We start from the raw sequence: 14,499 nt of genomic DNA on the forward strand, positions 1-14,499 counted from the left end.
TCTATATAATGTAGAAAAAGAGGTAGAGAAACATGAAAATAAATAACTTATTAAATAAAAGACCAACATTATCGTTCGAAATATTTCCACCTAAAAATCATGGTGATGATCTTTCGTCCATTTTTCTTACAATTAGTCAATTAGCTAAATTAAATCCTGATTTTATTTCAGTTACTTATGGGGCTGGTGGTTCTACAAGTAAGAATACTGCTAAAATTGCATCTATTATTAAAAATCAATATCATATTGAAGCCGTTGCTCATTTAAGCTGTATTGATACATCCAAAGAAGATTTAATCGATATTTTAAATGAATTAAAGGATAATAATATTGAAAATATTTTAGCCTTACGTGGGGATTATCCTCAAGACTATGATCAAAGAGATTTACAAGGAGATTTTAAATACGCAAGTGATTTAAATGAATTTATTAGTGAACAATTTCCTGATCAATTCTGTTTATCAGGAGCTTGCTATCCAGAAACTCACTTTGAAGCAGAAAGCTTTGAACAAGATCTTCAAAACTTAAAAAAGAAAGTAGATGCTGGAGCTAAATATCTTGTCACTCAGTTATTTTTCGATAATCAATATTATTATCGTTTAATTAAACGTGCTCGCCAAATAGGCATTAATGTTCCTATTATTGCTGGAATCATGCCAGCTACAAGTTCTAAACAATTAAAAAGATTATCTAAAATATCAGATTGTTCAATTCCTTATTCGCTTGCAAGCATGATGGAACGTTTTTTAGATGATCCAGAAGCCTGTAAAGAAGTTGGATTACATTATGCAACATATCAAATTATTGATTTAATGAGTCAAGGTGTTGATGGTATTCATATTTATACAATGAATAAACCTGAAATTGCTGAAGAAATTTTAAAAAGAACAAAAGCTATCCGTCGTGAATATTTCAAAGATTAAAGAACAAGCCCTTAAATATTTAGGATATCAAGGGCAATCTATCGATATACAAACCGAAAAACTCATTAATGAATGTTTAGATGAAATCAATCAAATTGCCCATTTTAAAGTTGTCTATCAACGCTATCCACTCAATCATCATCCTCTAAGACTTCACCATATTTCCTTAGAGTATGATGATTTAATAACATTATTTCAAGATTGTCATGAAGTTATTGTTATTGGATGCACTCTTGGTGTAGCATTTGAAAGAACAATGAAAAAATTATATTTAATTAATATGACTAAAGCTACAATTATGGATGCCATTGGCAGCAGTTATCTTGAAGCATGTTGTGATGAATATGAAAAAACAATCATTAAAGAGAAAAGAACTTTCCGTTTTTGTCCAGGCTATGGTCGTGTTCCTCTTTCTTTAAATCGAGAACTTGCGCAATTATTAGATTGTTCTAAGCATATTGGATTAACGATTCAAAATAATGATTTACTTCTTCCTCAAAAATCAATGATTGGCATCATTGGTTTAGGACAAGATAAAACTAAAAAAAGTTGTCATCATTGTAAACAAATTGAACATTGTCAATTTAGAAAGCGAGGTCAAAGATGTTACAAGACAAACTAAATAAAGAAATACTCCTATTTGATGGATCCATGGGAACTCAATTACAAAATGCTGGATTAAAAGGTGGCGAAGTTCCTGAATATTATAATATTGATCATCCGGATTTACTTATCGATATCCATTCACGATATTTAAAAGCGGGTGCCGATTTTATTACAACTAATACTTTTGGAGCTAATCCTTTAAAACTTGAACAATCAAAATACAATTACCAAGAAGTGATTTTAAAAGCTGTAGAAAACGCTAAGATCGCACGTGATCGTGTTAATCCTGATGCGTATATTGCTTTTGATATTGGACCCGTAGGACAATTAATGGAACCTATGGGAACTTTGACTTTCGACCAAGTTTATCAAAGTATAAAAGATATGATTGACCTCATTAAGGACGATGTTGATGTTGTTTTATTAGAAACAATGACTGATATCTATGAAGTTAAAGCTTCTATTTTAGCCATCCAAGAAAACTCATCCTTACCTATTTTCGTTACAATGACCTTTGAAGCTAATCAACGTACCCTATCTGGATGTGATCCTTTAACCATGGTCAATATTTTAGAAGGGTTAAATGTTGATGCCCTCGGTATCAATTGCTCTTTAGGTCCTAAAGAAATTACTCCTATTTTAGATCAAATATTAAAATATACTCATTTACCTGTCATGGTTCAACCTAATGCTGGTTTACCAGTTCTTGTTGATGGTAAAACATGTTATCACATGTCAAGTGATGAATTTAGTGAAGCTTGTCTTCCTCACCTTGATCATGGTGTTGCGATTATTGGCGGGTGTTGCGGTACTACCCCAGAATTTATTGAAAAATTAAGTATTCATTGTCATCAACCTGTTAAAAAAAGAACTGTCCAAAAAGCAACAAGAGTATCCAGTGGTAGTCAAACAGTTGAATTTGGTCATCATGTTGTTGTCTGTGGAGAACGTTTAAATCCAACCGGGAAGAAAAAATTAAAAGCTGCCTTAAAAGAACAACGTTATGATGAATTAGTTGTAGAAGGTATTAAACAAGAACAAGCAGGAGCCCATGTTTTAGATGTCAATGTTGGTTTACCTGGTATTGATGAAACAAAGACAATGAAGCATGTTATTAAATTATTACAAGAAGTTTTAAATGTTCCTTTACAAATCGATAGTTCTCATGCCAGTGCCATTGAACAAGCTTGTCGTTATTATAATGGAAAACCATTGATTAATTCTGTTAATGGTAAAGATGAAATTATGGAAGAGATTTTCCCAATCGTTAAAAAATACGGTGGTGTTGTAATTGGTTTAACCCTTGATGAAAATGGTATTCCTTTAAAAGCTGAAGAGCGTTATGAAATTGCTAAAAAGATTATCAAAAAAGCCGCTACATATGGTATTGATAAAAAAGATGTTATCATTGACTGTCTTGTATTGACAGCTTCTGCTCAACAAAAAGAAGTCATGGAAACAGTTAAAGCTGTCAGTATGGTTAAACAACTTGGTGTCCATACCGTTTTAGGAGTAAGTAATGTTTCTTTTGGTTTACCTAATAGACCTTTACTTAATAAAACATTTTTAGCCATGGCGATGTCAGCTGGTTTAGATTTACCTATTATTAATCCATTAGATAAAGAACTCATGAGTACTATTGATGCTTTCAATGTTCTTTATAATTATGATCATGATGCTACAGTTTATATTGACCACCAAGCCAATCAAGAAACAACAGTAAAAACTGAACAAAAAACAATGTCTTTATTCGACATTGTATTACACGGTCTAAAAGATGAAGCTACTAAAGCAACAAAACAAATGCTTGAAAACCAAGACGGTCTTTCTATCATTAATGAGATCCTTATTCCTGCATTAGACCAAGTAGGTAAAGATTATGAACAAAATAAAATCTTTTTACCACAATTAATTCAAGCAGCAGAAACAAGCAAAATTGCTTTTGAAATCATTCAACAAGGTTTCCAAACACAAGACCAAAATAAAAAAGCAAAAATCATTATTGCTACTGTTCATGGAGATATTCATGACATTGGAAAAAATATAGTTAAAGTCGTTTTAGAAAGCTACGGATACGATGTCATTGATTTAGGAAAAGATGTACCTAAAGAAACCGTATTAGAAGCCTACAAGCAACATCATCCTCAAGCTATAGGTTTAAGTGCTTTAATGACAACAACCGTTATTTCTATGAAAGATACCATTACTTTATTAAAAGAAAATCATATTGATTGTCCTATTTTTGTTGGTGGTGCTGTATTAACACCAGATTACGCAAAAGAAATCAATGCTGATTATTATGTCAAAGATGCTATGGATACTGTAGAACTTATGAATAAACTTTTTGATTAAATAAAAACAAAAGAGAAAATTCTCTTTTGTTTTTTTATAGTCTTTCTAAAAAATGAATCAACCGTTGATAACAATGATGATAAGATGCAAGATCTAATCTTTCATCAGGCGTATGAATATCATACATATTAGGACCCATTGTAACAATATCCAAATCAGGAATAGCCCCTTTAAAAATTCCTGTTTCTAAACCGCCATGTGTTCCTTCTTCTATCAACTCAATACCTTCACTCTCTCTAACAAAATCAATATATTGTTTTCTAAGTGTTGAATGTGGATCATAATTCCATCCTGGATAATTATTTTCGATATATGTTTTTCCTTTAAATAATTCTGCTAAAAGGGCAATTTGATGAGATAATTCATCTTTTGCTGATTCAAATGGTGAACGAATTGAATATAAAATATATAAATCTTGTTCCATATTAACAACACCCATATTTAAAGAAACATTTGTTAAATCCATATCTAATGATTTATGTTGAAAACCATTTGGTAATAAATACATCATTTTAATAATATCTTGACTTTCTTGAAGTGAAAGAGTTTGATCAAGTGCCGTAGTTTGATTAAATTGAATAGATAACCCTGCATCACTTTCTTGAAGTTCAGCCTTTATTTCTTGTTCAACTTTTTCTACTATATCCTTTATTTTTTGTTCATCACTATGACTTGCAAAAACACTTACACATTCTCGAGGAATCGCATTATCCTTTAATCCACCTTGTAAGCTTCCTAATGCAAAGTCAATATCATTTAACAAGAACTGATAATAAAGACGACTCATTAATTTATTAGCATTACCTCTTTCTAAATGAATCAAATCTCCTGAGTGACCACCTTTTAATCCACCAATTGTAATTTGATAACAAGGAAGATTATTTTTTATATAATGTAATTCTTTTTCAACCATCATTCTTCTACCACCAGAACAACTGATTGTCACCACTTTTTCATCCCCACTATCAAGTCCAATCATTCTTTTAGCATGAATATGACTTTTATTAAGCGCCATTGCTCCTTTTAAGCCAACTTCTTCTTGAGCAGTAAAGACACATTCTAATGGTGGATGCTTGAGTGTTTGATCTTCTAAAATAGCTAACATATAACAAATAGCTACCCCATCATCAGCTCCTAAAGTTGTTTTATTCGCATGCAAAAATCCATCTTCTTCGATAAGTTCAATAGGATCTTTTAAAAAGTCATGCTGACTGTCATTGTTTTTTTCACAAACCATATCTAAATGTCCTTGCAACATTACTGGTTCATGATTTTCGTAACCTTTACTTGCCTCTTTATATACAATGAAATTATTATTTTCTTCATCAAAAGCACCAGATAAACCATGACTTACCACAAAACGTTCAATATAATCTCGAATACCTCTTTCATTATCTGAACCTCTTGGAATATTTGAAATTTCTTGAAAATAATAATCAATTCTATTTTCTAACTGAAATAAACCCATTTTAATCCTCCTTAATGTGTATTTTTGCCTCGCCAACAATCATTAGAGCGTGTACTTCCATCATTTAAAGCTATAACAGGAACGTTTTTTAAATGAAGATATCCTTCCTCATTTTCAATTAAATCATGAATAATGGATAATCGTTTATGTCCATCTTGACAGTAATATTGATTATCTTTGTAAATAACTTTGATAGGAAAAGACAAACCTATTCTTTTGACTGAATCATAAGTACCTTGTCGATAAGGACAGTAATGATAATGGATATCATCTATAGATAATTGAATAATTCTCATGCATTTCCTTCATGTTGATCAATATATTTTTGGATTTCTTCTTGATCACTGTAATGATGTTTACCGGTACTGGTAATTTGGTAATTTTCATGTCCTTTGCCAAGTACGAGTAAAATGTCATCTTTTTCTAACATATCCATTGCCTTTACAATTGCCTTTTTACGATCTGGTTCAATCATATAATTTTCATGTTTTAATCCCTTAACAATATCATCAATGATTTTATTAGGATCTTCACTACGTGGATTATCACTTGTAATCACCACAAAATCACTGCCTTCACTTGCTATTTCTCCCATAATCGGACGTTTTAAAGGATCACGATCACCACCGCATCCCATCACAGTCATAATTCTTCCTTTTTTAAATTCTTTTGCACTTTCTAAGACATTTTTAACAGCATCTGGTGTATGTGCAAAATCTACAAAAATACCATTTTGATGATATTCAATGAGTTCCATACGTCCACTAGGTGCTTTTAAACGATCATTCAACGCTAAAATATCTTCAATACGATAACCCAAATGATGAATTAGCAACAACGCCGTTAAGTAATTGTAAACATTATATCTACCTACCATTTGAATTTTGGTTTGATAATGATTTCCTTGATAATCAAAAGAAAAATAAGTTCCTAAATGAGTAAATTTAATTTCATCAATAACCAAATCACCTTGATGATCACTAATGATTTCATTACAATTATGATCCAACATAAAATAATGTGCATGTGGATCATCACCATTAATAATGGCTATTTTATTATTTCTAGTTTTTTTAAATAATAGTTGTTTTGCTTTTGCATAATTTTCCATCGTTTTATGATAATCTAAATGATCTTGTGTTAAATTAGTAAAAGCGACTTCATCAAATTCCAAACCATGTATACGGTCTTTAGCTAAAGCATGACTGCTCACTTCCATGACCATTGTCTTACATCCTGCTTCTTTAGCCTTTAAAAAATAATCATATAAAACATCAACATCAGGCGTCGTATTCACCATATTAAGATAATGATGATGATAATAAAACCCAATTGTTCCCATGTAACTAGCTGGATGATTTAACATTTCTAACATTTGATAAATCATATAACAAATAGTTGTTTTCCCATTTGTACCGGTTACCCCGATTAAATTCATATCTTTAAATTCAGGATAATAATTTTGATACAAATAATCTTTTAAATAAGCTCTTGTATCAGGAACAATCACTGTTTCAACGTCATAATTTCCTTCTTCACAAATAATTTTACTTGCTCCATTTTTAATAGCACTCTCTATATAATCATGACCGTCACGTTCAACATTACGAATCGCAATAAATGTATCTCCTGGTTTGACTTTTCTTGAGTCCGTTTTTAGTTTTATTTCCATTATTATAACTCCTTTTTAATCAATCCTATTATAATACAAATCAATGTTGATTGATATGTTTTTCACTGACAACATAAAGTGCATGAGGACACATCTTTAAATCATAATGTCCCCTACCAAATATTTCACCATCAATATTAACGTTTTGTTGAATATCTAAAGCAATATGAGAGTACTGATAGTGATGATATTTCTTTGTCTTATGTAAAGTTCTTCTTAATAAATGATATGCATAAAATGGTAATTCCTTTTTAGAGATAGCATCAACGACTTCTATATCAATTAAATCTTGATTACAGCCTGTATGATAGCCAATGTAGAAACCACCACCAAAATACTGACTGTTACAAAACGCACCAATTGTTACATTCCCACGATATATTTGTAAATCATCATAAGTGATATTTAAAGAATAACTTGGTAATGTGATGATTTGTTTTAATATTTGCATCATATACTGCCATGATCGCGGTATGATGGGATATTTTTTTAAATGAACTTGATTCGCTATTTGTGCGTCGAGCCCACAACAACATATATTAATACAATAAACATCATTACACTTAATTAAATGAAAAGGTTGCGCTTTTAATGTTAGACTTTTCTTTAAAATCTGAATTGGATCTCTACTTTGATAAAGTGATCTAGCAAAATCATTACCTGTTCCTTGTGGAATGACTACGAGTTCATTTTGACTATAAGCCATACCATTTGCTACTTTATGAACAAAGCCATCACCCCCTACAGCATAAAGCCGACACTTTTGTTTTTGGTATTCTAAAGCGATTTCTCTTGCTTCATCCAAATTTTGAGTAAAACGAAATTCGTATTGATATCCTTGCATACAAGCAATAATCTGATTTAAAAATTGTTGATCGGTTCCTGATTTTAATATAAATACATGTTTCATATGATTTTCTCCTCATCTTTATTTTAAACCAAAATTAAAAAAAGTCGACCCAAGTCGACTTTGAATTATCTATTAATAGATGAAGCAATTTTATGATATGTATGACGTTTTCCTCTAATAGCAATAGATAAAGCCATGATATTTTCTGGTAAAGCAATTCCACAGAATCCAGCATCACCAATATGTTGAATATCAACACCACAACGTTTATTTAATAACGCAATTTCTCTAATTGTAGCTTCATCAGCACCTTCTTGGCTTGTTCCAATAGCACTTAAAGATAATGCACCATGAGCTTTAATATAACGGCATGCTTCTGTTACTTCTTGTTCAGATAAACCAGGAACAGTATTCACTGCTGGCATTAAGATAACATCTGCTCCAGCTTCAATAAATTCTTTAATACTATCCATATCTACGATTGGTTCATCAATACCAGCAGCATGCATTTTACCGGCAATAATTAATCCTTTAAAATACTTTTTAGCTTCCTTAATAGCTTCACAGATTGAATGATTTGAGACACCTACACCAGGATTCCCAGTTAAACAAATAAAATTAAACCCTAATTCTTGAGCTTTAATATATGTTTCCTTAGTTGCTTGTCTTCCTGAGGCAATAGTATGACGTTCTTCCATCATATCAGCATCTAAATCTACTGGTTCTAAATTACATCCTACTGGTCTTCCCACTAATCTTTGTAATTCTTTAACAGGGTTTTCACAATCTTCAATTCCAGCGATTTTAGGATTTTGACAATCAAAACAGTTTAATAAAACCATATCACTACCAAATGATACAGCTAATTCAGCATTTGTTAAATCACCTAATAAAGGTTCAATAGCCACAACTGTTTCAGTCATAACAGTTCTACCTTCACTTGCAAGAATGGCTTGCTTTAATTGTTGACCATCCATTTTTAACATTTCACTACTTGTACAGTTTAATAATCTTTTCATACTCTATTCTCCTTCACTTTTCATATCATAGCTTGTATATACATAAAAGTCAATGATATTTAAAGCGCATTCATTAGCTTTGTTCTTCTTTTTCTTTTAGCTCTAATAGTTCTAAAAAACGTTCATTTTTTTGTTCAAGTTCTTCGTTTAAGCGATCTCTTTGATCACATATCTTAGCTATCTCTTGATAATCTTCTAAACTATTAAGTTGTTCCTCTAATGATGAAACTTGATTTTCTAAATCTTGAATTGTTCCTTCAATTGTTTCTAGTTCTTTCTTCTCTAAATAAGGCATACGGTAACGACTTTGTTTTGCTTTACGATAATCATGAGCTCCATTAGATTCCTTCTTTTCCTTTTGGGTTTGACTATAGATTAAACTACTATATCCCCCATTTTGATATCTTAAAGTTTGATTTTGCAAAATAAATAAACCATCACATATACGATCTAAAAAATAACGATCATGACTTACAACGATAATCATTCCTGCAAAAGAATCTAAATAATCTTCTAAAATTGTCAAAGTATCAATATCTAAATCATTAGTTGGTTCATCAAGTACCAAAACATTAGGCATTGTCATTAAAACCCTTAGTAAATAAAGTCTTCTTCTTTCACCACCTGATAAACGTGAAATCAAGGTATGTTGCATCTTTGCATCAAACAAGAAACGTTCACACATATTTTTAGCAGACAATGTTTCCTTACCAAATTGTTGATAACTCGCAACTTCTTGAATATAATCAATGACTTTTTTATTTAATGGTAAATCTTCGTAGCCTTGTTTAAAATATCCAAAATGCACAGTTTCTCCTATTTCAACACTTCCTGATGTCGGTTTTATTTGTTGCGTAATAATGTTAAGTAAAGTTGATTTTCCTGTTCCATTATCTCCTAGTATACCTATCCGATCATATCTTTTAAAAGTATAAGAAAAGGGTTGGAATAATAAGCGTTCACCAAAAGAATGTGATATATCATGTAAAATAATCGTTTTCTTTCCTAATCTTCTTGATACATCCATGAGTTGTACTTTTTGTTCTACAGCAACATCTGCTATTTGACTTAACTGTTCAAATCGTTGTAAACGATCCTTACTTTTAGTAGTACGTGCTTGTACTCCTGCTCGTACCCATTCTAATTCTTTCTTTAAAAAATTCTTTCTTTTTCTTTGAGCATTCAAATCATTTTCTATTCTTATTTGTTTTAATTCTAAATATTGAGAATAATTTGCTTCATAGTTATATAGATGTCCTTGGCTTAATTCAACAATACGATGACATACTCTCTCTAAAAAATAACGATCATGCGTCACCATCAATAATCCTTTTTTCCATTTTATTAAATATTTTTCTAAATATTCAATCATCGAATTATCCAAGTGATTGGTTGGTTCATCAAGAATAAGTAAGTCACATGGCTTCATTAGAGCAATCGCTAAAGCCACTCTTTTTAATTGTCCTCCCGATAAATGATCAACCAGTCTATTTTCATCTTCCATTCCAAAACGATGTAACATCGTTTTAATTTCATATAAGTTTAAATCTTTGGTATCAATTTGTTTCTTTACTGTTTCTAAAATCGTATCACCATTTTGATATACTGGATTTTGTGATAAATAGTTGATTTTAATATCTTTTTGATACATTACTTGCCCTTGAAATGCTTCTTGACCTGCAATCATCTTCAACAATGTAGATTTACCTGTACCATTTACACCAATTAAAGCAACTTTATCTTTTTGATCTAAATAAAAATGAGCATCATCGACAATCATCTTTTCACCATATTTTTTAAATGCATGTTCAATACTTACTAGCATACTTCCACCTCACGATGATTTTAACACAAATCATTGACTACGACTACTTACCCTGTTTGTTTTTATAATAGGTCTTTAAAATAAACATCACTCTTATCAGTATAAGTAAAACAATAATATACAAATAGAATTGTTGATGAGGATTCTTTTGCGACTTTTTTATCTGTTTATTTTTTATAATGAGTTGATGAATTGATTTATTTTGATGATAAATTTTTCCTTTCTTAATCCTGATTTCAATTGGTTTGTTAAGTTTGATATAACCTTTTGGAACTTTATTTTGGTATAGCAAATACTTACCATCTTTCAATGAAGTAAAGCTATACTGTGATTCTTGATGAGACATTTCTATGATTTGTTCTTTACCATTTTCTTTTTTATATAAAACCATAACCGTACCTTTTAAAGCTTGATTATTTTCTTTTTTAAGTTTGACCGTTAAACAACTTCGATAGGGAGTATAATATACTTCAATGTATTTATTTTGATTTAAAAGTCCTTTTATTTCATCTCCTTTTATCTTAACTTGTTGATAGCCTTTAAATGACCTGTTCAAATTATAATGAGTATTGGCATTTTGTTTTATAATAGAATGAGCTAATTGTTTTTGACTTTCTTGATCTATATAGGTTACATTAATTTTATAATTGATATTTGATTGACTCGTTGTTTTAGCTTTTATTTTAAAAACAGGTAGTGTAAAAAGCAATAACAACATCATTCCCATTATAAATAATCTTCTTTTCATGACATTCTCCTCCTAAATTATTTTAATAAAAAGAAGAAATAAAGAATGTCAAATAATGCAGGAAATCCTTTTTATTTTAAGCATTAGTAATATGAATTTATTTTGATTAATCAAAATAATCATGTCATAATAAAATAGTTCATTTTAGGTTAACAGTTTCTTTTTATAATGCTAGAAAAATAAGGAGTATGAATATGAAAGAAAAATTAATTCGTTTTATGCAAGGTCGTTATGGAATTGATAAATTAAATAACCATTTACTTGTATTTGTTATTGTGTTATTTATTTTAAATATGTTTATTAATCAACCTGCTATCTTAATATTAGGCTATATCTTATGGTTTATTGTCATTTACCGTATGTTTTCCAAACAAATCTATAAACGATACAATGAAAACACAAAGTATACTCAATTGATTAAACCCATTACTCAATTTTTCAATTTACAAAATAAACGTTTACATGACCGTCAACATAAATATTTTCGTTGTCCTCATTGTAAACAAATGGTAAGACTACCAAAAGGAAAAGGAAAAATTATTGTTACTTGTCCTCAATGTCATGAACGTTTTGAAAAGAGAACTTAATCATGTTTGGATATGTTACAACAAATCGTCCAGAACTTAAAATCAAAGAAGACCAAATCTACCAACAATATTATTGTGGCTTATGCCAAATATTAAAAAAAGATTATGGTAGAAAAGCACAGCTTTCTTTAAGTAATGATTTAACTTTTGTTTATTTGCTATTATCTTCTTTATACGAACCTCAAAGTCAAATAGAAAGTTATCGTTGTCCACTTCACCCTACAAAAAAACATATTGTTTTAAAAAACAAATATGGTCATTATGCCAGTGATATGAATATGATTTTAACATACTATAAGTGTGAGGATGATATGATAGATGATCATAGTATTCATCAAAATATTTATCATCAACTACTAAAGGCAAATATGAAAAAAATCAAAAAGAAATATCCTGAAAAATGTACTCTTATAAAAAAAGAACTTGAGCAAATTCATCATCTTGAACAAAATAATTGTCAAGATCTTGATGAAATATCTCGTCATTTTGGTATAATTATGGGGCATATCATGATTTATGATAATGATTCGTTTAAGGATGATTTGTATCAATTAGGATTTTATTTAGGTAAATTTATTTATTTGCTTGATGCCTATGATGATATTGAAGAAGATATTAAAAAGAATCATTATAATCCTTTAAAAAATAAATATCAAAACACTGATTTTGAAGAAAAATATGTCAATATTTTAGAGATGATGATGAGTGAATGTAGTTTCTATTTTGAAAAACTTCCTATTATCGAAAATAGCGAGATTCTTAAAAATATTATCTACAGTGGTGTTTGGACAAAATATGCACTCATCAAAAGTAAAAGAATGGAGAAGAAAAATGAATCCTTATGATGTATTAGGTATCACTCCTGACGCCAGTGATGATGAAGTAAAAAAGGCCTATCGCCGTTTATCAAAAAAATATCATCCTGACGCCAATATTAACAATCCTAATCAAGCTGCTTATACTGAAAAATTCAAGGAAGTACAAAATGCTTATAAGACAATCATGGATAGTCGCAAAAAAGGTAATCAATACCAAGGTGGCTATACTAGCTATAGTTATCAATATACTGGAAATGATCAAGAAGCATTTAATGAAGCTGCCGGTTTTATTAATGCTCGTCGTTTCCCCGAAGCCTTACAAGTATTAGGACAAATTCGTACCCGTAATGCAATGTGGTTTTATTATAGTGCCTTAGCTGAAAATGGTGTTGGTAATAATATCCGTGCCCGTGAGTATGCTAGGACAGCAGTCAATATGGAACCGATGAACTTTCAATATATAATGTTATTACAACAATTACAAGGAAATACAGCTCAATATCGTACAACGAGTCAAAGTTATGGTCGACCTGATACATCTATGGATTGTTGTTATCAAGTATTGATGTTGAATTGTTTAATGAGCTGTTGTTGTCGTGGTTTTTACTGTTAGTACAAATAAAAAATGCATTTCTAAATTGTTTAGAAATGCATTTTATTATCCCTTTAAACCACGAGATTGGCGGTCCATATCTTCAACCACAATATCATAAATTTCACCTAAGGTTGAACAATATTCAAGGACTTTCCATGGTTCATTAGTATGAAAATGAATTTTAATTAATTCATCATCACCAACCGCTAATAAACAATCTCCTTTAAAGTGCTGAATAAAATACTCATTAATTTCATCTTCATTTAAATTTTTTCCTTCAATTAATAATTGAGTATCATATCTAAACTCTATCATCATCTTCCCCCATTTCTTTCTCTATTTTTGCAATATGATCATATCTTACAATACCATAAATTGCTACAATAAGTGATCCAGCTAAATCTAAAGATAAATCTTTAATTGTATCTCTTAATGCTTCATGACCAACTAAAGGAACATCTTTTTTTCCTATAAGCGTTCCTCGTGTTGTTTCCATATATTGTTGACTATTGGTATGAAAAATACCATCACATGTAAACTCACAAATTTCCCAAAATGCACCTAAAGCTAATGAAAAAGTAACAACAAATAACGCTGTAAAGTAACGATTCATATAAATATATTTACTTTTTTCATTCATGATAACTTTAATAATCCATAATGCGATAAAAGATAAAATAATTCCTGAAAAGAAATGCAATAAAGAATCCCACCAAGGGAAAGTATGATAAAAATTAAAAGCATCTCCTAAAACTAATGCTGAAAAAGCAAAAATAGCGATTGTCCCATGTATTTCAATAGGTACAGAAATATTTAATCTCTTTTTAATTAATCGTGGTGATATCAATATAATCATAAAGCAACAGTATTGAACTAGTTGAAAAATACTTGTTGATAAACGTTTAGCATCTTTAATAAAGAAAACACGGATTAATGTTGCAATCATTAAAATACTAATAAAAACAAATAAGAACTTTTTTATTCTATATAATCTACTTCTATCCATAACTAACTCCTTTTTAGGTATTATATCAAA

The 14,499-nt window shown here is 30.0% G+C and carries 15 protein-coding genes; 6 read left to right on the forward strand and 9 right to left on the reverse strand.

Going from position 1 to position 14,499, the window contains the following annotated elements; translation table 11 throughout:
- The first annotated feature begins 32 nt into the window (after nt 1–32).
- Genes metF through DW911_RS01290 form a run of 3 tightly spaced genes read left to right on the forward strand, consistent with a single transcriptional unit; the run spans nt 33 to nt 3,881 of the window.
- Entirely contained in the window at nt 33–923 is an 891-nt protein-coding gene (metF, locus tag DW911_RS01280) for a methylenetetrahydrofolate reductase [NAD(P)H] (RefSeq protein WP_118432074.1), read from the forward strand.
- Nucleotides 904–1,545, forward strand: coding sequence for a vitamin B12 dependent-methionine synthase activation domain-containing protein (locus DW911_RS01285; RefSeq protein WP_118432076.1), 642 nt, complete (start codon nt 904–906; stop codon nt 1,543–1,545). Before metF ends, DW911_RS01285 begins: the two co-directional genes overlap by 20 nt.
- Nucleotides 1,527–3,881 (forward strand): homocysteine S-methyltransferase family protein, encoded by a 2,355-nt coding sequence (locus DW911_RS01290; RefSeq protein WP_118607370.1) that lies wholly within the window; start codon nt 1,527–1,529, stop codon nt 3,879–3,881. The genes DW911_RS01285 and DW911_RS01290 overlap by 19 nt, the downstream gene beginning before the upstream one ends.
- A gap of 34 nt (nt 3,882–3,915) precedes the next feature.
- Here the strand turns inward: DW911_RS01290 and pepD are convergent, their stop codons facing one another.
- From pepD to DW911_RS01325, 7 genes are all read right to left on the reverse strand, one after another.
- On the reverse strand, nt 3,916–5,349 hold the full coding sequence (gene pepD / locus DW911_RS01295) for a beta-Ala-His dipeptidase (RefSeq protein ID WP_118432080.1): 1,434 nt from the start codon (nt 5,347–5,349) through the stop codon (nt 3,916–3,918).
- 11 nt (nt 5,350–5,360) lie between these two features.
- Nucleotides 5,361–5,645 carry a hypothetical protein gene (locus DW911_RS01300; protein ID WP_118432082.1) on the reverse strand — a complete coding sequence of 95 codons (285 nt, stop codon included), beginning with the start codon at nt 5,643–5,645 and terminating at the stop codon, nt 5,361–5,363.
- Nucleotides 5,642–7,021 carry a UDP-N-acetylmuramoyl-L-alanyl-D-glutamate--2,6-diaminopimelate ligase gene (locus tag DW911_RS01305; protein WP_118432084.1) on the reverse strand — a complete coding sequence of 460 codons (1,380 nt, stop codon included), beginning with the start codon at nt 7,019–7,021 and terminating at the stop codon, nt 5,642–5,644. Before DW911_RS01305 ends, DW911_RS01300 begins: the two co-directional genes overlap by 4 nt.
- Before the next feature lie 40 nt (nt 7,022–7,061).
- Entirely contained in the window at nt 7,062–7,931 is an 870-nt protein-coding gene (locus tag DW911_RS01310; RefSeq protein WP_118432086.1) for a diacylglycerol/lipid kinase family protein, read from the reverse strand.
- 65 nt (nt 7,932–7,996) lie between these two features.
- Nucleotides 7,997–8,890, reverse strand: coding sequence for a DUF7916 family protein (locus DW911_RS01315; protein ID WP_118432088.1), 894 nt, complete (start codon nt 8,888–8,890; stop codon nt 7,997–7,999).
- A 73-nt stretch (nt 8,891–8,963) separates the two neighbouring features.
- Nucleotides 8,964–10,715, reverse strand: coding sequence for an ABC-F family ATP-binding cassette domain-containing protein (locus DW911_RS01320; protein ID WP_118432090.1), 1,752 nt, complete (start codon nt 10,713–10,715; stop codon nt 8,964–8,966).
- Between the two features lie 43 nt (nt 10,716–10,758).
- The gene (locus tag DW911_RS01325; RefSeq protein WP_118432091.1) at nt 10,759–11,463 is read right to left on the reverse strand and encodes a prealbumin-like fold domain-containing protein; all 705 of its coding nucleotides are present in this window, start codon (nt 11,461–11,463) and stop codon (nt 10,759–10,761) included.
- Nucleotides 11,464–11,657: 194 nt separating this feature from the next.
- Here DW911_RS01325 and DW911_RS01330 point away from each other — a divergent pair, with 194 nt between their 5' ends.
- The 3 genes from DW911_RS01330 to DW911_RS01340 are packed head-to-tail and all read left to right on the forward strand — an operon-like array spanning nt 11,658 to nt 13,481.
- Complete coding sequence (locus tag DW911_RS01330; RefSeq protein ID WP_118432093.1) at nt 11,658–12,050, forward strand: hypothetical protein; 393 nt, start codon at nt 11,658–11,660, stop codon at nt 12,048–12,050.
- Between the two features lie 2 nt (nt 12,051–12,052).
- Nucleotides 12,053–12,895, forward strand: coding sequence for a DUF5685 family protein (locus DW911_RS01335; protein ID WP_118432095.1), 843 nt, complete (start codon nt 12,053–12,055; stop codon nt 12,893–12,895).
- Nucleotides 12,882–13,481 (forward strand): J domain-containing protein, encoded by a 600-nt coding sequence (locus DW911_RS01340; RefSeq protein WP_118432097.1) that lies wholly within the window; start codon nt 12,882–12,884, stop codon nt 13,479–13,481. Before DW911_RS01335 ends, DW911_RS01340 begins: the two co-directional genes overlap by 14 nt.
- Before the next feature lie 45 nt (nt 13,482–13,526).
- On the opposite strand, the gene DW911_RS01345 is transcribed toward DW911_RS01340, so the two are convergent.
- Nucleotides 13,527–13,778, reverse strand: coding sequence for a kinase to dihydroxyacetone kinase (locus DW911_RS01345; protein ID WP_118432099.1), 252 nt, complete (start codon nt 13,776–13,778; stop codon nt 13,527–13,529).
- On the reverse strand, nt 13,765–14,469 hold the full coding sequence (locus tag DW911_RS01350; RefSeq protein ID WP_118432101.1) for a hypothetical protein: 705 nt from the start codon (nt 14,467–14,469) through the stop codon (nt 13,765–13,767). Before DW911_RS01350 ends, DW911_RS01345 begins: the two co-directional genes overlap by 14 nt.
- Between the last annotated feature and the right edge of the window lie 30 nt (nt 14,470–14,499).

Source organism: Erysipelatoclostridium sp. AM42-17 (assembly GCF_003480255.1).
Taxonomy (GTDB): Bacteria; Bacillota_I; Bacilli_A; order Erysipelotrichales; family Coprobacillaceae; genus Faecalibacillus.